This is a genomic window from Ensifer adhaerens, from assembly GCF_002940685.1.
GTDB lineage: Bacteria > Pseudomonadota > Alphaproteobacteria > Rhizobiales > Rhizobiaceae > Ensifer > Ensifer adhaerens_E.
In genome coordinates, this window is record NZ_PNFP01000010.1 from 129,497 (window position 1) to 148,220 (window position 18,724).

17 protein-coding genes are annotated in these 18,724 nt (G+C 62.6%); 10 read left to right on the plus strand and 7 right to left on the minus strand.

The annotated features are described in order from the left end of the window. Positions 1-184 precede the first annotated feature (184 nt). From ggt to C1A35_RS20175, 8 genes are all read left to right on the plus strand, one after another. Positions 185-1,927, plus strand: coding sequence for a gamma-glutamyltransferase (ggt, locus tag C1A35_RS20140; protein ID WP_104666021.1), 1,743 nt, complete (start codon positions 185-187; stop codon positions 1,925-1,927). Between the two features lie 207 nt (positions 1,928-2,134). Continuing rightward, the gene (locus C1A35_RS20145) at positions 2,135-2,491 is read left to right on the plus strand and encodes an SPW repeat protein (RefSeq protein WP_104666022.1); all 357 of its coding nucleotides are present in this window, start codon (positions 2,135-2,137) and stop codon (positions 2,489-2,491) included. 647 nt (positions 2,492-3,138) lie between these two features. Continuing rightward, positions 3,139-4,275, plus strand: coding sequence for a YdcF family protein (locus C1A35_RS20150; RefSeq protein WP_104666023.1), 1,137 nt, complete (start codon positions 3,139-3,141; stop codon positions 4,273-4,275). Positions 4,276-4,508: 233 nt separating this feature from the next. Next, on the plus strand, positions 4,509-5,219 hold the full coding sequence (gene queC / locus C1A35_RS20155) for a 7-cyano-7-deazaguanine synthase QueC (RefSeq protein WP_104666024.1): 711 nt from the start codon (positions 4,509-4,511) through the stop codon (positions 5,217-5,219). Next, a complete protein-coding gene (queD, locus tag C1A35_RS20160) occupies positions 5,219-5,575 on the plus strand; it encodes a 6-carboxytetrahydropterin synthase QueD (protein WP_104666025.1) in 357 nt (118 codons plus the stop codon). Before queC ends, queD begins: the two co-directional genes overlap by 1 nt. Beyond that, positions 5,572-6,309: a 7-carboxy-7-deazaguanine synthase QueE gene (gene queE, locus C1A35_RS20165; protein WP_104666026.1), complete on the plus strand. Its 738-nt coding sequence runs from the start codon at positions 5,572-5,574 to the stop codon at positions 6,307-6,309. The genes queD and queE overlap by 4 nt, the downstream gene beginning before the upstream one ends. Before the next feature lie 89 nt (positions 6,310-6,398). Beyond that, on the plus strand, positions 6,399-6,749 hold the full coding sequence (locus C1A35_RS20170) for a DUF488 domain-containing protein (RefSeq protein ID WP_104666027.1): 351 nt from the start codon (positions 6,399-6,401) through the stop codon (positions 6,747-6,749). Positions 6,750-6,984: 235 nt separating this feature from the next. Beyond that, complete coding sequence (locus C1A35_RS20175; protein ID WP_104666028.1) at positions 6,985-7,848, plus strand: alpha/beta fold hydrolase; 864 nt, start codon at positions 6,985-6,987, stop codon at positions 7,846-7,848. Between the two features lie 54 nt (positions 7,849-7,902). On the opposite strand, the gene C1A35_RS20180 is transcribed toward C1A35_RS20175, so the two are convergent. From C1A35_RS20180 to C1A35_RS20210, 7 genes are all read right to left on the minus strand, one after another. After that, the gene (locus C1A35_RS20180; RefSeq protein WP_104666029.1) at positions 7,903-8,970 is read right to left on the minus strand and encodes an ABC transporter ATP-binding protein; all 1,068 of its coding nucleotides are present in this window, start codon (positions 8,968-8,970) and stop codon (positions 7,903-7,905) included. Continuing rightward, entirely contained in the window at positions 8,967-11,231 is a 2,265-nt protein-coding gene (locus C1A35_RS20185; RefSeq protein WP_104666178.1) for a glycoside hydrolase family 2 protein, read from the minus strand. Before C1A35_RS20185 ends, C1A35_RS20180 begins: the two co-directional genes overlap by 4 nt. Before the next feature lie 8 nt (positions 11,232-11,239). Next, on the minus strand, positions 11,240-12,061 hold the full coding sequence (locus C1A35_RS20190; RefSeq protein WP_104666030.1) for a carbohydrate ABC transporter permease: 822 nt from the start codon (positions 12,059-12,061) through the stop codon (positions 11,240-11,242). Beyond that, positions 12,058-12,957 carry a carbohydrate ABC transporter permease gene (locus C1A35_RS20195; protein ID WP_104666031.1) on the minus strand — a complete coding sequence of 300 codons (900 nt, stop codon included), beginning with the start codon at positions 12,955-12,957 and terminating at the stop codon, positions 12,058-12,060. The genes C1A35_RS20190 and C1A35_RS20195 overlap by 4 nt, the downstream gene beginning before the upstream one ends. A 77-nt stretch (positions 12,958-13,034) precedes the next feature. Then, complete coding sequence (locus C1A35_RS20200; RefSeq protein WP_104666032.1) at positions 13,035-14,303, minus strand: ABC transporter substrate-binding protein; 1,269 nt, start codon at positions 14,301-14,303, stop codon at positions 13,035-13,037. Positions 14,304-14,425: 122 nt separating this feature from the next. Beyond that, a complete protein-coding gene (locus C1A35_RS20205; RefSeq protein ID WP_104666033.1) occupies positions 14,426-15,454 on the minus strand; it encodes a LacI family DNA-binding transcriptional regulator in 1,029 nt (342 codons plus the stop codon). A 136-nt stretch (positions 15,455-15,590) separates the two neighbouring features. Beyond that, complete coding sequence (locus C1A35_RS20210; protein ID WP_158665108.1) at positions 15,591-16,478, minus strand: LysR family transcriptional regulator; 888 nt, start codon at positions 16,476-16,478, stop codon at positions 15,591-15,593. Between the two features lie 91 nt (positions 16,479-16,569). On the opposite strand from C1A35_RS20210, the gene C1A35_RS20215 reads away from it, so the two are divergent. Both C1A35_RS20215 and ytfQ read left to right on the plus strand, forming a co-directional pair. Further along, positions 16,570-17,469: an EamA family transporter gene (locus C1A35_RS20215; protein WP_104666035.1), complete on the plus strand. Its 900-nt coding sequence runs from the start codon at positions 16,570-16,572 to the stop codon at positions 17,467-17,469. Between the two features lie 216 nt (positions 17,470-17,685). Beyond that, positions 17,686-18,648 (plus strand): galactofuranose ABC transporter, galactofuranose-binding protein YtfQ, encoded by a 963-nt coding sequence (gene ytfQ, locus C1A35_RS20220; protein ID WP_104666036.1) that lies wholly within the window; start codon positions 17,686-17,688, stop codon positions 18,646-18,648. Positions 18,649-18,724: the final 76 nt, after the last annotated feature.

Consider the following 18,724-nt stretch of genomic DNA (forward strand, 5'->3'; position numbering starts at 1 on the left):
CTGTGCGTGACAGCACACGTGAATTGCCATCGCCGGTCGGGCATGGCTATACTTCCCGCACTTCATAGCCGCCCATATCTGGTGCTTGCCCCTCCCGAACGATCGTTGCCGCCGTGCTCGTCGCGGCAAAGCTGCGGCGTCCAAGCATGTGGCAGAGCATCGCGAGCCTGCGAGGGAGAGACGCATGCCGAGTTCCCGCTTGAAGATCCTGTCGATTACGGTGCTCGTTGCATCGAGCCTGACCGCCCCGACGGCGCATGCCGCCTCTCCGGAACCGGTGAAGGCCGAACACGGCATGGTGGTGACGGCGCAACACCTGGCGTCCGATGTTGGCGTTGCGGTCTTAAAGAGCGGCGGCAACGCGGTGGATGCCGCCGTTGCCGTCGGCTATGCGCTCGCCGTCACCTATCCGACTGCCGGCAACATCGGCGGCGGCGGCTTCATGACCATCCGCTTCAAGGACGGCACGACGACCTTCCTCGATTTCCGCGAACGCGCGCCGCAGGCGGCCACCAAGACCATGTACCTCGATGACAAGGGCAATATTGTCAAAGGGGCAAGCACCCAGGGCTATCTCGCGGTTGGCGTCCCAGGCCCCGTCCTGGGGTTCGAATATGCCCGCAGCCGCTATGGCACGAAGCCGCTTGCCGACCTGATTGCGCCGGCGATTGCGCTTGCGAAGGATGGTTTCGCGCTGGAACAGGGCGATGTCGACTCGCTCGAAGGTGGGGCCGAAAGGCTGGCCCGCGACCCAGCCGCAGCCGCGATCTTTCTGAAACCCGACGGCAAGACCTTTGCTGTCGGCGAAAAGCTGGTCCAGGCAGATCTCGCGAAGTCGCTTTCGAGCATCGCCGAGAAAGGTCCCGATGCCTTCTACAAGGGCGCGATCGCGGACCAGATCGTCAAGGCGAGCACGGAGAAGGGCGGGATCCTGGCCAAGGCCGATTTCGAACGCTATGCCGTGCGTGAGCTGGAGCCGGTGAAGTGCAACTACCGTGGCTATGATATCGTTTCCTCGCCACCGCCCTCGTCTGGTGGCGTCATCATCTGCGAAATCCTCAATGTTCTCGAAGGCTATCCGCTATCCTACATGGGCTACGGTTCCGCTGAAGCGGTTCATGTCATGATCGAGGCGATGCGACACGCCTATGTCGATCGCAACACCTCGCTCGGCGATCCGGATTTCGTCGAGAACCCGGTCGCGAAACTCACCGACAAGGCCTATGCCAAGGAAATCCGCGGCAAGATCGATCCGTTCCGCGCCGGCGTCTCTGCGGCGCTGATGCCCAAGGGCTTCGGCGAAAGCAAGGAAACGACGCATTATTCGATCATCGACGACGAGGGCAATGCGGTTGCCGTCACCTATACGCTGAACGGCTCCTTCGGCGCCGGCGTCGTGGCGCCGGGCACCGGTATCCTGCTCAACAACGAGATGGACGATTTTACGTCGAAGCCCGGCGTGCCCAATCTCTACGGGCTGATCCAGGGCGAGGCCAATGCGATCGCGCCCGGCAAGACGCCGCTGTCGTCGATGAGCCCGACGATCGTCTCCAAGGATGGCAAGCCCTTCATGGTAATCGGCAGCCCCGGCGGCGCGCGCATCATCACCATCACGCTTGAAGCGATCCTCAACGTCATCGATCACGGCATGAACATCCAGGAGGCGGTCGACGCCCCGCGCATCCATCACCAGTGGCTGCCGGACAGGGTATTCATGGAGCCCTATGCGTTGTCGCCCGATACCCGCAAGCTGCTTGCGGCAATGGGTCATGAGGTCCAGATCGATGAAAGCTGGACGATCTGGGGGCAGGCGACCGGGATCCTTGTTGGTGGCGAGAGCCTCTCTGACATCGAGGCCGGCGGCGGCGCCCGCTATAACGGCGCCGTCGACAGCCGCATCGGCGCAGGTGCTGCGCGCGGCTACTAGACCCCGCGCGAAACGGCGCACAAACGGCGCCCGACACTCTTCCAAGGCAGCGGATCGCTGGTTCGCCGCTCACTTTCGCATGCGCGATCACCGCGCGCTCGCGCGAAAAAGAATTGAAAGCGGTTTCGATTGAATTTATTATGTTTTCAGAGCGTGCGGTCGCACGCGATCGTACGCTTTGGTCAAGCTTCATTCGTGGAGGTTGTCATGGCACTGATGGAAGGAAAGAAAGCACAGGACTGGATCAATCTGGTTCTTGCCCTCTGCCTCTTCGTCTCCCCCTGGATCATGGGTTTCGTTGTCGAAAGCGTTCCGGCCTGGAACGCATGGGCCGCTGCCGTCGTGCTCGGTCTGTTGGCGATCGCAACGCTTGCCATGTTCGCGGAATGGGAAGAATGGGCAAGCCTCATCGTCGGGCTCTGGCTGATCGCTTCCCCCTGGCTGCTTGGATTCTCGATCAGTCCCAATCCCATGTGGACGCATGTCGTCCTCGGGGCACTGGTGACTGCGCTCGCGATCTGGTCGGTCTGGGACGAACGGCAGCATCCGCATGCGCATGCATGACGATGAGTGAAAGAAGTCGCGGCCCGGCGCCGCAGCACCGGGCCGCGAACCGTTTGCGTTACTCACCCGGGCTGAGAGCAAGGTCTGAAGACATGTAGATCGATCGTCTTCAGATTGGCGTGAGTTCTACGGACCGGATCTCTTTGAACGCGCCCGCGCGGGGCCAGCGCATCAGCCGATGCCGCCCTACGGGGACGGAGTACTGCGGCCGTTCGAAGCTCCCCGATTGGGCATGCTTCCCTTCGCCGTCGAAGTCATTGAAAGAGGCTTTGCTTTCCGCCGCGCCACGGAAATTCCTGCGGGTAAAAGCGGCCGTTCATGACATCCCCGATCCTTGAAACGCCGTGCGCCGCCAGGTGCGCCCGTGCCGAAGCACAATTGGATAATACCAATATAGAGCCAATCTCTAGCTGTCTCGCAGTGTCGCGCAACTTCTATGCGCTATCTGTAAGAAATGTAACATGATTTATTCCAGTCTTGGCCTTTGCTGCGGGTGGATCCGCCATCCTGCACTGGACAGGTGGTTTTCTTTTGGTATTGCTAATGTTGGCCGCAAGGAGATGGGCCAAATCGGAAGTGATTACGGAACGCTTATCGGCCCGCGGGTGAGCAAGCCTTCGGGCAACCGGAAAACTGGGAGATATCAAATGAAACCGAGTAGCATTCTTGCCCTTTTGCTGGGGTCGACCGTGTCTGCTTCGAGCGCGCCGCGCTCGGCAAAGGCGGGCAGCGCCCGACGTCGTCTCATCGCAGTTCTGACCGCAACGGCATGTCTTGTCTCTGTCGCTCCGGCCGGCGCTTTCGATCAGACCGATGCTGCCCGTATCAAGCAGCTGGTCGACACCGGCATGCAGTATTACTGGTCGGGAGGCGACGTCAAAAAGGCGGAAGCCGAAGTCTTCAAGGGCATCACGCTGCACGGCAAGTACGATGTCGTGGAAGCCGCCTTCAAGGAGGCGTCGACATTGGCGCCGGAGCGGCTGGACTTTCAGTATGCCGTCGCGTCAACCCAGATCATCCAGAAGAAGCTCGACGAGGCGCAGACCACGTTCCAGGGCATCCTTGAGAAGGAGCCGACGGCATTCGACGCGCAAAGCTGGCTGGAGGCAATTGCCCGTATCCGTGGCGATGAGACCGGCGCGACGCTCGCCCATCAGGCTCTCGCAGGGCTCGACCGGGAGCGCGCCGAGGAGTACCGGAAGCGCTTTGTTCGCGCGGAACAGATCATGGCGGAAAAGCCGAACTTCGACGTTCCGACGGCGCCCGGCAAGGTCGTGGTGGTCGCCTTGGGATACGCGCTGGCCGATGACGGCACGGCGCAGCAGACTTTGCTTGACCGCCTCGAAGTGACGTTGAAGGCGGCCGAGGCCAATCCGACAGCCCTGGTGATGGTGAGCGGCGGCGTGCCGAAGAACGGCGTAACCGAAGGCGACGTGATGTCCAAGTGGCTGGTCGGCAAGGGCATCAGCCGCGATCGCATCATCATCGAAGACAAGTCGAAAGACACGATCGGCAATGTGATCAATGCCGCCAATCTGCTGGTGCGGCATCAGGCGGATACGGTGATCCTGGTAACGAGTTCCAGCCACATGCGCCGTGCGCGCACGGTCATGGAGGATGCCTTGAAGCAGCGCGATCTGCCGACGGCGGTGGTGCCGCTGAATGCCTTGGACGCGCCGACCCAGGACGAAGCCGCAAAGGTCGGGGCTGACGAGCGGTTGGTCATCTACCGGGATCTGATGCGCGTTTCGGGCGTATGGGCCTATCCGGGACTGCAGCAGTAGTCATCGAAACATCTGAAATGCTTGACGATTGCGCGTCCCACTCTGGATTTCAGGGGTGGGACGCGTGCGTTTTCCGGCCCCGTCCGGGAGCGCGCCGGTCGCGTGTGTCGCCGTTGGCGACGATGCTGTGTTTCTCGCTCTTCAACATAACGCTTCCCATCGCCCTTCGTTTGGCCTAGAAGGCGCGCCGTAATCCGGTCGCAGCCTACCCGGTCAAAACAAGGACACCTATCATGAAGACGATTGTCATCTGCTCCGGCGGATTGGACTCGGTATCGCTTGCCCACAAGGCGGCGGCCGAACACGAACTCATTGGCCTGCTCTCCTTCGATTATGGCCAGCGACACCGCAAGGAACTGGACTTTGCCGCCGCCTGTGCGAGGCGGCTCGGCGTTCCGCATCAGATCATCGACATCCGCGCGATCGGTGCGCACCTGACGGGATCGGCGCTGACCGACGATGTCGACGTGCCCGATGGCCACTATGCCGAGGAGACGATGAAGGCAACGGTGGTTCCGAACCGCAATGCCATCATGCTCGCGATTGCCTTCGGGCTCGCTGCCGCGCAAAAGGCGGACGCGGTTGCGGTCGCCGTGCATGGCGGCGACCATTTCATCTATCCCGATTGCCGCCCCGGTTTTATCGATGCGTTCCAGGCGATGCAGAACCAGGCGCTCGACGGCTATGCCAATGTCACACTCCATGCGCCCTATGTGACGGTCTCGAAGGCGGAGATCGTCACGGACGGCGCAAGCCACGCGACGCCCTTTGCCGAGACGTGGTCCTGCTACAAGGGCGGTGTGCGCCATTGCGGCCGCTGCGGTACCTGTGTCGAGCGGCGCGAGGCCTTCCATCTGGCCGGTATCGCGGACCCGACCGACTATGAGGACCCGGATTTCTGGGTGGCGGCGACATCGGCCTTCGCCGCCGAGGAGGTGAAGTGATGTTCCGGATCACCAAGGAATTCCATTTCTCCGCCTCCCACCAGCTGAAGAGCTTGCCGGCCGATCATCAATGCGCCCGGCTGCACGGCCACAACTACGTCGTCGAAGTCGAACTGACTGGAGCGGAACTCAACGAGCACGGCTTCGTGCGCGACTATCACGAGCTTTCGCCGCTCAAGCGCTACATCGACGAGAGTTTCGATCACCGCCATCTGAACGACGTTCTCGGCCATGACAAGGTGACGGCCGAATGTCTGGCGAAGCACTTTTACGACTGGTGCAAGGCGAGGCTGCCGGAAACATCGGCCGTGCGCGTCAGCGAGACGCCGAAGACCTGGGCGGAATACCGGCCATGACCGGGCCGGCAGAAACGCGCATCCGTGTCAGCGAGATTTTCGGACCGACGATCCAGGGCGAGGGCATCCTGATCGGGCTTCCGACCGTGTTCGTGCGCACCGGCGGCTGTGACTATCGCTGCAGCTGGTGCGACACGCTGCATGCGGTCGACAGTGAATATCGCGACCAATGGCTGCCGATGGGCGTCGAAGAGATCTGGCAGGATGTCGTCAGGCTTTCCAGCGGCAAGCCGTTGACGGTATCGCTCTCCGGCGGCAATCCGGCGATCCAGCCGCTCGCTCCCCTGATCGCGCGCGGAAGAGCCGAGGGTTACCGTTTCGCGCTGGAAACGCAGGGCAGCATGGCCAAAGGCTGGTTTGCCGATCTCGATGTGCTGGTCCTGAGCCCGAAGCCGCCGTCGAGCGGCATGGAAACGGACTGGCGGGCCTTCGATGACTGTCTGAGCATGGCGGCCGATGGGCCGCAGGTGGCGCTGAAGATCGTCGTCTTCGACGAACGCGACTACGCCTATGCCCGCGATGCAGCGAGCCGATACCCGCATTTGCCGCTCTACCTGCAGCCGGGCAATCACACGCCGCCGCCGCCCGACGATGACGACGCCAAGGTGGATATCGACGGCATCATCGATCGAATGCTCTGGCTCGTCGGCAAGGTGACGGAAGATCGCTGGTTCGAAGCGCGGGTCCTGCCGCAGCTGCATGTGCTGCTCTGGGGCAACAGGCGCGGCGTGTAGACGGCGTACACCCGCGGACCTTTGGCACTTGGTCGGACACGGGCGGGCGGCTATGGTCCGGCAATGTGACGGCGCGAGGGGGGGCGTTCATGCAGCTGAAGACAAAACGCGTCTACGAACCGAAGGCTGACGGCGACGGCACGCGCATTCTCGTCGATCGTCTGTGGCCGCGCGGGATGACCAAGGCGGAAGCCGCGGTCGACGTGTGGCTGAAGGAGATCGCTCCCTCGACGGAGTTGCGCCGTTGGTTTCACGGAGATCAGGGCGACTGGGCCGGTTTCCGCGAACGCTATAGGACTGAGCTCGAGGGCAACCCGGCGGCCGTGGACCTGCTCAGGCAGCGGATCGCCGCGGGACCCGTGACCTTGCTCTACAGCGTGAAGGACGAGATCCACAACCACGCGGAACTTCTCAAGGCCTATGTGCTGCAGCGCCGATAGGCGTCCATCGTCCGCAGCATCCCGCTCCAATTTTCGCGCCGCCGGCGCTTTCCCCGGCAGCAATCAAGTTGCGGCCAATGGCCAATTTAGCGCAATCTGCAACGCCGGCGGGCATCGCCGCAGATGGAAAATCAACGAAAGCGCGAGTTTTTTATCCGCGGTGTCGGGATGCGCATTCGCCGCGCGTCTTAATCTCGAAGCCGGTATTGGACCGGAGACCACAAGGAGATTGAGAATGTTTCGTACCGCTCTGATCGCAGGCGCCCTGCTGCTTTCCGGCACCGCATTTGCAGGGGCCGAGCTGGTGGGCAATCGCGTCGACGTCAACGGCATGAAGATGTACTACGAGGTCTCGGGCGAGGGTGAGCCGCTGGTCGTTCTGCACGGTGCCTACATGAACATTCCGTCGATGGGTGCGATCATCCCGAAGCTGGCGGAGACCCATAAGGTCTATGCGGTCGAGCTGCAGGGCCATGGCCGCACCACCGATATCGACCGCCCGATCACCTATCCGAACCTCGCCGACGATGTCGCCGCCTTCATGGACGCCGTTGATCTCAAGAAGGCGGACGTTTTCGGCTACTCGATGGGTGCGGCCGCCGGCCTGCAGCTGGCGGTCCGCCATCCGGAGAAGGTGAACAAGCTTGCGGCCGCATCCGTCGCCTATGACGCCGAAGGCTGGCAGCCGGAGTTCAAGGCGGTCGTTCCGCAGATGACGGTCGAGATGATCGTCGGCCTGCCCTTTGCCGAGGACTATCGCAAGCTCGCCGCCAACCCGGACGGCTTTCCGGAACTGGCCCGCAAGCTGATTGCGCTCGAAAAGGAGCCGATGGCCTGGGAGGCCGATGTCAAGGCGCTGAAGACGCCGGTGCTGATCATTGCCGGTGACGCGGATGTGGCGACGCTCGAGCACAATGTCGCGCTCTTCCGCCTGCTCGGTGGCGGCGCCATGGGCGACATGGGCAAGCCGCTGTCTCCGTCGCGTCTCGCTATCCTGCCGGCGACGTCGCACACCGCCGTCATCAACCAGACGGACCTGCTGGAGGCGTTTATCGAGCCCTTCCTGAAGGGCGAGACGCCGAAGGGCATGTTCCCGTAACGAATACCTAACGGCGCCACCTCGCGGATGGCGCCGTCTTTCTGTCAGAAGCTTTCAGCGTAGGCGCCGGCCATCGGCGTCGAACACCAGAGCGGCTGCGGGATCGAAGCGGGCGGCAATGCTGTCGCCGGACTTCAGTCCGCGGCCGTTTTTCGTTTCGATGATGATCAGTTCGCCATCTCCGTGCCGGGCATAGGCGAACGTCTCTCCGCCGAGATGCTCCAGCATGTCGATCGTCAGATCGAGGCTTGCCGAACCGGTCTCGCCGAAATGCTCCGGGCGAATGCCGATCGTCACTGCGCTTCCGGGCGTTGCATCCTTGACCCTGACCGGAATGATCGCGTTGCCCAGATCGGGCAGGCGGACGTGCGTTCCACCGGCCTCGACGATCCCTTTGAGAAAATTCATCTTCGGCGAACCGATGAAGCCGGCGACGAAGAGATTGGCAGGGTCGTCGTAGAGATCGAGCGGCGAGCCGACCTGCTCGACCACGCCGCCGCGCATGACGACGATCTTGTCGGCGAGCGTCATCGCCTCGACCTGGTCGTGGGTGACGTAGATGATCGTGGTCGCGAGCTTCTTGTGCAGCCGGGCGATCTCGATGCGCATGTGCACGCGCAGTTCCGCATCGAGGTTGGAGAGAGGCTCGTCGAAGAGAAAGATCTTCGGATGCCGCACGATCGCCCTTCCGATCGCCACGCGTTGCCGCTGGCCACCTGAGAGCTGCTTCGGCTTGCGATCGAGCAGCGGTCCGAGCTCCAGGATGTTGGCGGCCTCGCCGACGCGGCTCTCGATCTCTGCCTTCGGCACGCCGGCAAAGCGCAGCGCAAAGCCCATGTTTTCCCGGACCGTCATATGCGGATAGAGCGCATAGGACTGGAACACCATGGCGATGCCGCGTTTCGATGGATCGACATCGTTCATCCGTTCGCCGTCGATCGTCAGATCGCCCGACGTGATCTCCTCGAGCCCGGCGATCATTCTGAGCAGGGTCGACTTGCCGCAGCCGGAGGGGCCGACGAAGACGACGAACTCACCGGTCTTGATGTCGAGGTCGACCCCTTTGATGACCTCGAAGTTGCCATAGGACTTTCTGACGTCGTTCAGTTGCAGTTCGCTCATGCAGCCTCCGCCTCGTCCGCCAGCGCCGAAAGCTCCAGTCGCACGGTCCCAAGCCGTGTCGACGTCACCGCGACGGCGATGCCGCCGGCAGCACCCGTTGATTCCAGCCAGAAGCCGGTCGAACCGCCCTGGAAAATCAGGCGCTCGGGTCCGAGCAGGCGGGCAGGGCCGGTGACCGTGACGTCGACCGCATCGTTGAGGAACGGCAGGATGTTGCCGGCCTGGTCGAGCGCGCGCACGATCACGCGCACGCTGTCGCGGCCCTCGGCGCGAAGCGTCGTGCTGTCGGCGACGACGTCGAGTGTCGTCGGCACCGGATCGGCGACCATGTGGAGGCTCGCGACAGGCTTGCCGTCGATGAAGCCGGTGAATTCGGCATCTTCCCACTTCATGCCCCAGACGCCGAGCTCGTCCTTGGTGAAGTGGCGGTGGTCGATGACGACGGGCGGATGCGGCAGATGCGGAAAGTTCTGGCGGTCCGGGCCGACGCGCTTGACGAGCGAACCGTATTTCAGCTCGACCTCGTCGCAGTTGGTAAGCACGATCAGCGGCAGCACGCCGCCGATATTGCGCTCGCCGCGGGCCCAGAAGGTGACCGGCTTCATCACCACCGCCTCCGACGGTTCGCACTGGCTGGCATAGACATAGGCGGCAAATTTCGGCTGACGGAACATATCCATGACGCCGTGATAGCAGATCCGGTCGCCGGAGCCGAAGTCCTTGTGGGTGTTGTAGTCGAACATGCACCAGCCGACGGCGCCGGAAATGCTCGAGTCGCCATAGGCCGCGTTCAGCACTTCGAGGTGCCGGCGCACATGTTCGGCCTGGCGCTGCTCCTGGTCGTAGATCTTCGTCGGATACATGTGGCCGCCGAATTCGGTAATCATGTACGGCACCTTGCGCTTGAGGCCGGTGCACTCCTGCTGGGGACGCAGAGCCGTGCGCGGACGGTTTGCGCCCGGCAGTTCCTCGTTGCCGAGGATGAAGTCGTTCATGGTGTAGACGTCTTCAAGCAGCTCGCTGTCGGTTATGTAGCGCACGCCGCCGGTCTGGCGCGTCGGGTCGAGTTCGCGCGCCAGGCGGTTGGTTTCGACGTAGAAATCGTGTGAGTCCTGCGACTCGTTGATGCGCACGCCCCAGATGATGATCGACGGATGGTTCCAGTCGCGCTCGATCATGCGGCGGACGTTTTCGATCGCCTCCTGTTTCCAGGCGTCGCCGCCGATATGCTGCCAGCCGGGGATTTCCTCGAAGACCAGGAGGCCGATGCGGTCGCAATGCTCGAGGAACCACTTGGACTGCGGATAGTGCGAGGTGCGCACGAGATTGCAGTGCAGCGTGTTCTTCAGGATCTCGGCGTCACGCTCCTGTGCGGCGCGGCCCATGGCGTAACCGACATAGGGGAAGGCCTGGTGGCGGTTGAGGCCGCGGATCTTGAGCGGCCGGCCGTTGAGCTTGAAACCTTCCGTGGTGAACTCCGCGGTGCGGAAGCCGAAACGGGACGAGAGCCGGTCGCTGCCGCGGTCCGAGCGCAGTTGGGCTTCGATCTCGTAGAGAACCGGATTGTCGATATCCCAGAGCGAAAGTCCGGTGAGGCCGGGCATCTCTAGCGTGACGCTCTTGCCACGCGTCTCGCCGGTCACTTCCGCCAAAACCTTGCCTTTGCCGTCCTTGAGGACGGCGGTGACTGCGCCGGAAAAGGCGAGCCCCTGTGGATTGGCGAGATCGCAGCGGATTGCAACGGACTTGGTGTCGCTCAGCGTGTCGCGGGTCTCGATCTTGAGATTGGCGATCGAGACCGCGTCGGTGATCTTCAGCCAGACGTCGCGATAGATGCCGGCATAGGTCAAATAGTCGATGCGGCCGCCGAAGGGCGGGATCTCCGGGTTTTCGCTGCCGTCGATCTTGACGGTGATGAGGTTGTCGCCCTCGCGCAGCCTGTCCGTCAGCCGCGCCTCGAAGGGCGTGTAGCCGTCCTTGTGGCCGATGATTTCTTCGCCGTTGAGATAGACGACGGCGTCGGCCATGGCGGCGTCGAAGACAAGCGAGACTTCGCGACCATGGAACTCGCGGCGCCACGCAAGCACCTTCTGATAGGTGAAGGCGCGCTGATAGGACGTTTCGTCGAAATAGTTGAACGGCAGTTCCACCGCATTGTGCGGCAGACTGACGGTTTTGCCCGCCTGCCGGCGGCCGGCGCTCGCCGCATCGAAGCCTTCCGAGAAGACCCAGGTGTCGTTGAATGGAGTAACAGAACGCATGATCATTCCTATTTGACTGAGCCCAGCATTCCCTGGACGAACTGGCGTTGCATGAAGAAGAAGACGGCGAGCGTTGGAAGCGTCGCGAGAATGGTGCCGACCATGACGACGCCGTAGTCGGGGTAGTAGGCGGACGCGAGCGAGGAGATGACGAGCGTGATCGTCTTCTGTTCGTTCGACTGCAGCACGATCAGCGGCCAGAGATAGTTGTTCCACGCGGTCATGAAGACGATGATGAAGGCCGCCGCATAGGTCGAGCGCATGACCGGCACGTAGATGAACAGGAAGATCTGCCACTCCTTCAGCCCGTCGACCTTGGCGGCATCACGCAGCTCGGATGGGAACGCCTTGGTGGTCTGGCGGAAATAGAAGACGATGAAGGCCGAGCCGATCGTCGGCAGAACGACGGCCAGGTGCGTGTTGATGAGGCCGGCCTTGCCCATCATGATGAAGAGCGGGATCATCAGCGCCGCAAACGGGATCATCATCGTCAACAGAAGAGCGCTGTAGATCCGGTCGCGGTGGCGCGAGCGGAACATCTCGAAGCCGTAGCCGGCCAGCGACGAGACGGCGAGCGTCAGGATCGTCGCGAGAATGGCGATCTTGGCCGAATTCCAGAAGACCAGCGGCGCGTTCACCTGGGTGAAGAAGGTGCTGACATTGGTGGCGAGCGCGCCGCCCGGCATCATCCTGCCCTTGATGATGTCGATCGATGAATTGGTGGCGCCGAACAGCATCCAGACGAAGGGAAAGATCGAGAGGAAGGCCATCAGCCCGACGAAGCCGTAGGTGACGATGGTGGCGGCGATACGTGTGGATCCCTTGTTCATCGGTCGCGCTCCCGGGCGGCGAAGAACTGCAGGCATGCGAGCAGGGCGACGAGCACGACGATGACATAGGAGACCGTCGCCGCGTAGCCGAAGTTCGGCATGAAGCGGAAGGTGAGGTTGTAGATGTAGAGCGACAAGGTCAGCGTCGCGTTGGAGGGGCCGCCCTTGCCCTCGGTCAGGTTGTAGACCTCGTCGAAGAGCTGGATCGTGCCGATCGTCGAAATGATCGTCGTGAACAGGATGACGGGCTTCAGCAACGGGATGGTGATGTGGGTGAACCGCGCCCAGGCGGGAACGCCGTCGATGCGGGCCACCTCGTAGATCGACTTGTCGATGTTCTGCATCGCCGCGAGGTAGAAGATCATGTTGTAGCCGGTCCAGCGCCAGGTGATGGCGAGGATGACGAGCACCTTCGCCCAGAAGGGATGCGTCAGCCACGGGATCGGCTCGCCGATGATGCCGATCGCTTCAAGCGTCGCATTGACGATGCCGTCATGGGCGAACATGCCCTTGAACAGCACCGAATAGGCAACCAGCGAGGTCACGCAGGGCAGGAAGATGGCGGTGCGGAAGAAGCCACGGCCGACGAGCTTCGGATTGTTGAGCAGCGACGCCAGGATCAGCGCCAACAGGATCATGATCGGCACCTGCACGACGAAATAGGTCAGCGTGTTGGTCAGGGCCTTGATGAAAACCGGATCGTTCCACAGACGGACGATGTTGGAAAAGCCGGCAAATTTCAGCATCATGCCGCGGCCGGACTGGAACGACATCCAGAGCGACCAGAGGATCGGGTAGATCATGAATAGCGCGATCAGCCCGAGTGCCGGCGCGACGAAGAGCCAGCCGTTGACGTTGTAGTATCGGCCGATGCCGCCGCGGCGTGCGAGAGCCATCATCATCCTCATGGGTAGCCGGTGCCATTGGCCGTGGCTTTGTCGCCACGGCCAGGTGCGGTCAGTCGCGGGAGCGATTACTGGATCTGGGCGCTGACTTCGGCGTCGATTGCCTTCAGCACCTCGTCAACCGGGGTGCCTTGCGTGAGCGCCGGCAATTGCGCGGTGACGGCGGTGTCCGCCTCGTTGGTGAAGACGCCGTAGTTGACCGAAGGCACCTTCGCGAGCCAGTCGGAGAAGTTCTGCCAGACCTTTTCGCCGCCGAAGAAGGCATCGGCCTCGCCATAGGCAGCCCCGCCGCGCGCGGCGAGCAGCGAGCCGACGGCGCCGCGGTCGGTGAGGATCGTCTGGTAGAAATCGACGTCCTTGGCGTAGACCGCGTTCAGGAAGTCGATCGCCTCGGCCTTTTCGGCCGAGCTTTCAAGCACGTACCAGCTCGATCCGCCGAGGTTCGAAGCGTGCGTCGCACCCTCGATCGAGAGCGCCGGGATCGGCGCCACGCCCCATTTGCCCGACTGGTCCGGCTGCGCCTTGACGGTGCCGGTGATCCAGACACCGGTGATGACGCTCGCCACATCGCCCGACGTGAAGGTGCCGACCCAGTCGGACCAGCCGGCGGCGGGCTTATAGATGTTGGCGGCCATGATCTTGTTGATCGTCTCCAGCGACGCCTTCAGCGCTGCGTTGCCGGTGATGTTGGGCTTGCCGTCCTTGTCGAAATACCATTGCCCGGCCGACTGCATGATGATGCGCACCAGCCCGGCATCGGTCGGGTCGAGGCCCATCATCTTCTTGCCGGTCTTGGCTTCCACCTGCTGACCGATCTCGATGAAGCGGTCCCAGGTGATGCCCTGCATGTCCTCGGGCTTGAAGCCCGCCTGCTCCAGATAGTCCTTGCGATAATAGAGGCCAGTGACGCCGGAATCGAACGGCATGCCGTAGACCTGGCCGTCCAGCGTCATCAGCTCGACCTTGTAGGGAGCAAATCCCGAATAATCGACGCTACCCGAGAGCGGCGCGAAGGCGCCGGGGAAGGACTGCAGATACTTCTGCGCGCCGTAGTCCTCGATGAGCACAATGTCGGGAAGCGCATCGGCGGTGCCCGACGAAAGGCCGGTCTGCAGCTTCTGCTCGACGTCGGCCTTGGCGAAGTCGACGATGTTGAAGGTGATATCAGGGTGCGACTTGGTATAGCGCGCGCCGGCTTCCTTCATGATGGCGACGTTGAAGTTCGGATCCCAGCACCAGACGGTGATTTCCTTGGCCTCCGCGGCCGAAACGGCCAACAGGCTTGCGCCGGCAAGTGCGACGCTTGTCAGACGCGGTAGATAGGTACGCACGTTCATTGGTTCCTCCCTCGAACTCGTTCCCCGAGACATTCCTCCTGGTCTCGGCGCCGAGTATTTCGCAAAATTCTGAAGAAGGCAATATTTCAGTAAATTTTTACTTCGGCATTTTCACAGCCCGCTCAGGGGGCGCTCGCGGAGCCTTCATTGGCGGTGCTGCCGCGCCAGACCATCTCGGTCCCAAGGATCACCTTCTTGGCGACGTCGCGGCCGGTCAGGCGCTCGACAAGCAGGTCGACGGCGGTCTCGCCGATGATCTCTGCAGGGATCTTGACGGTCGAAAGCGGCGGCCCGAGAAACTGCGCGACGGGGATATCGTTGAAGCTTGCGACGGCGACATCGTCGGGGATCCGCAGGCCCATCTCGTGAATGGCGCGATAGGCGCCAATCGCCATGTTGTCGTTGCAGGTGACGAGGATTTCCGGCGGGTTCGGTTTCGACAGCATCGCCTTGGCGAGTGTGTAACCGCTGTCCGGCGTCAGCTTCTCGACCATGCAGAGATCCGGGTCGTAGAGGCCGGCCTTGGTCATGAAGCGGATGAAGGCGCGGCAGCGACGTTCGGAGTGGATGTCGTCCTTGTCGCGAAAGGCGTCGATCCAGCCGAGGAAGCCGATGCGGCGGTAGCCCCTGTCGTAAACCCCTTGCAGCAGGCGGTTCATCGCTATGGCGACGTCACTCATCACGCTGTCGTCGACATCGTCGTCGGGGGCGAAATCCGCGAACACCAGGTGGCGGCTGTGCCGCCGCAGCCAGTGGACTTCCTCGCCGTAATGATGGCCGACGGCAACGACGCCGTTCGCGCCCTGCAGGATCGCCGCCTCCGGCAGATTGCCGTTGTGGAAGACCTTGACCACCTCGATCTTCAGCGCCTGGCATCGGTTTTCGATGCCGAGCCGGACGCCGACATAATAGGGGTCGATCAGTTCCTGCGCGGGTTGGAGGAAATGGACGAGCGCGAACTTCAGGCCCTGCAGGGGGCCGGCGCCGCGGCCGCGGTTGCGGGGCGTCGCATAGTTCAGCGCCTCGGCCGTCTCGATGATCGCCTGCCGCTTCTTGGTGGAGATCGAAAGCGTCGGATCGTAATTCAGTACCCGAGAGACCGTCGCCGAAGAGACCCCGACAGCCGAAGCGATTTCCTTGATTGTGACCATGTCCAACGTCCTGCCCGCCGCCGCGGCCCTCGTTTCGGGCGCGGCGCAATCTTTATTTAGTAAAATTTTGCCTGGGGTTTTTCAATCTCTGGGCGACTTATTTCGTTCATCGAGCGCGACACAACCGTGCGCGGGGTCAGGCTACGCGGCCGATTGCCAGTGCCTGGGCCTGAAGTTCGTCGCAAAGAAAGGCCCAGAGCGCCGAGATCGGGCGGGATGAAAGACCCTGATCGTCGGCTGCGAACAGCCCGAGCTCGATCACCGGGGCGGGCGGCAGGCCCTCATCGGCGCCGAGCACCCGCATCGTGTTGGGACGGATGTTGAGATCCAGGAGGACGGCGATGCCGAGACCCGCCTCGATCATCGACTGGATGGAGGAGAGGCTGGCGCTCGTCAGCACGGTGCGCCACGGCCGGTCGCCGTCCTTCAGCGCCTCGATCATCTTCTGGCGCCAGGTGCAGACCCCGTCGAAGGTGACGAGCGGCAGAGGCGCTTCCGCCGGCAGTTCGAAACCGCGCGCCGCAACCCACCGGAGCGGCAGCCGCCAGGTGAGGATCGGCTCGCCATGGATCAGGGCCGGGTCGCCGATCGCGACGTCGAGCTGGCCCTGCGACAGCTTTTCCGACAACACGGTGCTTTCGGTCACGGTCAGTTCGAGCGCTACATTCGGATGGCATTCGGCAAACCGTTGCAACGCCCTCGGCAGCGAGCCGACGGCGATGTCCTCGATCATGCCGAAGCGGATCGGTCCCTGGACAGCCTGCCCGGCAAGCGCGCGGCGCGCGCCGGCGCTCAGTCCCAGCATCTTCTGCGCATAGGGCAGCAGCACATGTCCGGCTTCCGTCAGGTCCATGCCTCGTGAATTGCGGTTCATGAGCCTGGCGCCGAGGTCGTCCTCCAACCGGCGCAACTGCATGCTGACGGCCGCTTGCGTTCTTGCCAGCCGCTGCGCAGCGCCGCTGACGCTGCCGCATTCGGCGGTCACGACGAAGGCGCGCAAAAGGCCGATGTCGAGGTCATGCATATAATGATCCTTTATGGAAGCATCACAATTATTAGCGTTCTTTATTGTGCCGGGATTGCTATGTCTGTTCAAGCCCAAGAGGAGAACGGACATGGCGGAAACGGAGACGACAGCGGATCGCGGGTGGAGCGGGCCGGGCGCGACAGACGACGCCAGCGGGCGCGTCACGCTCGCCGTCGTCTTCTGCCTGCTCTCGATGTCGAGCGTGCAGTTTGGCGCGGCACTCTCCAAGCCCGCCATGGAAAGCCTCGGAGCCTTCGGCGCGACCTGGTTGCGGCTTTCCTGGGCGGCGGCCTTCCTGTTGCTGCTCGTCCGGCCTCCTTTCCTCAGATACAGCCGGGCACAGTGGCTTTCGGCGCTTTCCCTTGGCGCGACGATGGCGGTGATGACGCTTTGTTTCTTTGCGGCGATCGCGCGCATCCCGCTCGGCCTTGCCGTGGCGATCGAGTTTCTCGGTCCCCTGACTGTCGCCGCTGTTTTCGGCGGTCGTGGCTGGCGCCTGCTTTGCCCTGTCATCGCCGCTGCCGGCGTGCTCTGCCTTTCCTGGGACGGTTCGGCCTGGGTGGCGGATACGCCAGGGCTTCTGTTCGCCCTCGGCGCGGCGATCGGCTGGGGTGGTTACATCGTGCTCATGAAGCAGGCCGGCCAGCGCTTCAAGGGATTGGAGGGGCTTGCCGTTTCGTTGCTCTTTGCCGCGCTGTTCGCAACGCCGTTCGGCCTGCACCAGGTGCAATCCGGTTTCTCCTTCGATATGCTCTTGATGACGGCGGGGCTTGCCATGCTGGTGCCGCTGCTTCCCTACGCGCTCGAATTCATGGCGCTGAGGCGCATGCAGCCGTCGGCCTTCGGTATCCTGATGAGCCTGGAACCGGCGATCGGCGCCGGCGCCGGCTTCATCGTGCTGGGGCAGGCGCTCGCTCTCAATCAGATCTTCGGTGTCGTCCTCGTGATGATCGCGAGCGTTGCCGGCACTCTGCTGGCGAAAGCCTAGCGCCGTAGCGCAAGTCGACTTTCTCCGCCGCCGGTTTCTTGAAGGTCCGGGTCTGCGTTAGCGGCGCGGTGGCGGACTGGCGCCCGGCCCTCGCGATCTCCGATCAAATTCGGCGCCTTTGTGCGCGACTGATAAAATGTGCCCGTTTACAAAAGTAATATTATATGATTTTTTGATCCTTGGCTGCGTGGAGGCAGCTTTCTTTGGGAGGAAATCATGAAAATCGCCAAGGCACTTGCGAGTGCAACGATCCTTGCTGCCTGCACCTTCGGCAGCGCATCGGCGGCCGATCTCGTCGTCGGCTTTTCGCAGATCGGATCGGAGTCCGGCTGGCGCGCTGCCGAGACGACGCTGACCAAGCAGCAGGCCGAACAGCGCGGGATCGATCTCAAATTCGCTGATGCGCAGCAGAAGCAGGAAAACCAGATCAAGGCGATCCGCTCGTTCATCGCGCAAGGGGTGAATGCCATTCTCGTGGCGCCGGTCGTCGCCACCGGCTGGGACGAGGTGCTGCAGGAAGCCAAGGATGCTGAAATTCCGGTCATCCTGCTCGACCGCACGGTGGATTCCTCGAAGGACCTTTACCTGACGGCGGTGACCTCCGACCTCGTGCACGAGGGCAATGTTGCCGGCAAGTGGCTGGTCGACACGACGGCGGGCAAGCCCTGCAACGTCGTCGAGCTTCAGGGCACGACCGGCTCTTCGCCGGCGATCGACCGCAAGAAGGGCTTCGAACAGGCGCTATCCGGCCACGACAACCTGAAGATCATCCGTAGCCAGACCGGCGACTTCACCCGCACCAAGGGCAAGGAAGTGATGGAAAGCTTCCTCAAGGCCGAGGACGGCGGCAAGAACATCTGCGCGCTCTATGCCCATAACGACGACATGGCGGTCGGCGCCATCCAGGCGATCAAGGAAGCCGGCCTGAAGCCGGGCAAGGACATCCTTGTCGTGTCGATCGATGCCGTTCCGGACATCTTCCAGGCGATGGCCGCCGGAGAAGCCAATGCCACGGTCGAGTTGACGCCGAACATGGCCGGTCCCGCTTTCGATGCGCTTGCCGCGTACCAGAAGGATGGCACGGCGCCACCGAAGTGGATCCAGACGGAATCGAAACTTTACACTCAGGCCGACGAACCGCTGAAGGTCTACGAAGAAAAGAAGGGCCTCGGCTACTGATGTCGGCCGTGGCCCGCGCTGCTTCTCGCGCGGGCCACGCTCTCTTTCAGTTTCCGGCCGAAGAACGCAGCTTGCC

Bases quoted from the DNA above. Each gene is read 5' to 3' on its own strand.
- ggt (WP_104666021.1), top strand. From the start codon at position 185: ATGCCGAGTTCCCGCTTGAAGATCCTGTCGATTACGGTGCTCGTTGCA.
- C1A35_RS20145 (WP_104666022.1), top strand. From the start codon at position 2,135: ATGGCACTGATGGAAGGAAAGAAAGCACAGGACTGGATCAATCTGGTT.
- C1A35_RS20150 (WP_104666023.1), top strand. From the start codon at position 3,139: ATGAAACCGAGTAGCATTCTTGCCCTTTTGCTGGGGTCGACCGTGTCT.
- queC (WP_104666024.1), top strand. From the start codon at position 4,509: ATGAAGACGATTGTCATCTGCTCCGGCGGATTGGACTCGGTATCGCTT.
- queD (WP_104666025.1), top strand. From the start codon at position 5,219: ATGTTCCGGATCACCAAGGAATTCCATTTCTCCGCCTCCCACCAGCTG.
- queE (WP_104666026.1), top strand. From the start codon at position 5,572: ATGACCGGGCCGGCAGAAACGCGCATCCGTGTCAGCGAGATTTTCGGA.
- C1A35_RS20170 (WP_104666027.1), top strand. From the start codon at position 6,399: ATGCAGCTGAAGACAAAACGCGTCTACGAACCGAAGGCTGACGGCGAC.
- C1A35_RS20175 (WP_104666028.1), top strand. From the start codon at position 6,985: ATGTTTCGTACCGCTCTGATCGCAGGCGCCCTGCTGCTTTCCGGCACC.
- C1A35_RS20180 (WP_104666029.1), bottom strand. From the start codon at position 8,970: ATGAGCGAACTGCAACTGAACGACGTCAGAAAGTCCTATGGCAACTTC.
- C1A35_RS20185 (WP_104666178.1), bottom strand. From the start codon at position 11,231: ATGCGTTCTGTTACTCCATTCAACGACACCTGGGTCTTCTCGGAAGGC.
- C1A35_RS20190 (WP_104666030.1), bottom strand. From the start codon at position 12,061: ATGAACAAGGGATCCACACGTATCGCCGCCACCATCGTCACCTACGGC.
- C1A35_RS20195 (WP_104666031.1), bottom strand. From the start codon at position 12,957: ATGGCTCTCGCACGCCGCGGCGGCATCGGCCGATACTACAACGTCAAC.
- C1A35_RS20200 (WP_104666032.1), bottom strand. From the start codon at position 14,303: ATGAACGTGCGTACCTATCTACCGCGTCTGACAAGCGTCGCACTTGCC.
- C1A35_RS20205 (WP_104666033.1), bottom strand. From the start codon at position 15,454: ATGGTCACAATCAAGGAAATCGCTTCGGCTGTCGGGGTCTCTTCGGCG.
- C1A35_RS20210 (WP_158665108.1), bottom strand. From the start codon at position 16,478: ATGCATGACCTCGACATCGGCCTTTTGCGCGCCTTCGTCGTGACCGCC.
- C1A35_RS20215 (WP_104666035.1), top strand. From the start codon at position 16,570: ATGGCGGAAACGGAGACGACAGCGGATCGCGGGTGGAGCGGGCCGGGC.
- ytfQ (WP_104666036.1), top strand. From the start codon at position 17,686: ATGAAAATCGCCAAGGCACTTGCGAGTGCAACGATCCTTGCTGCCTGC.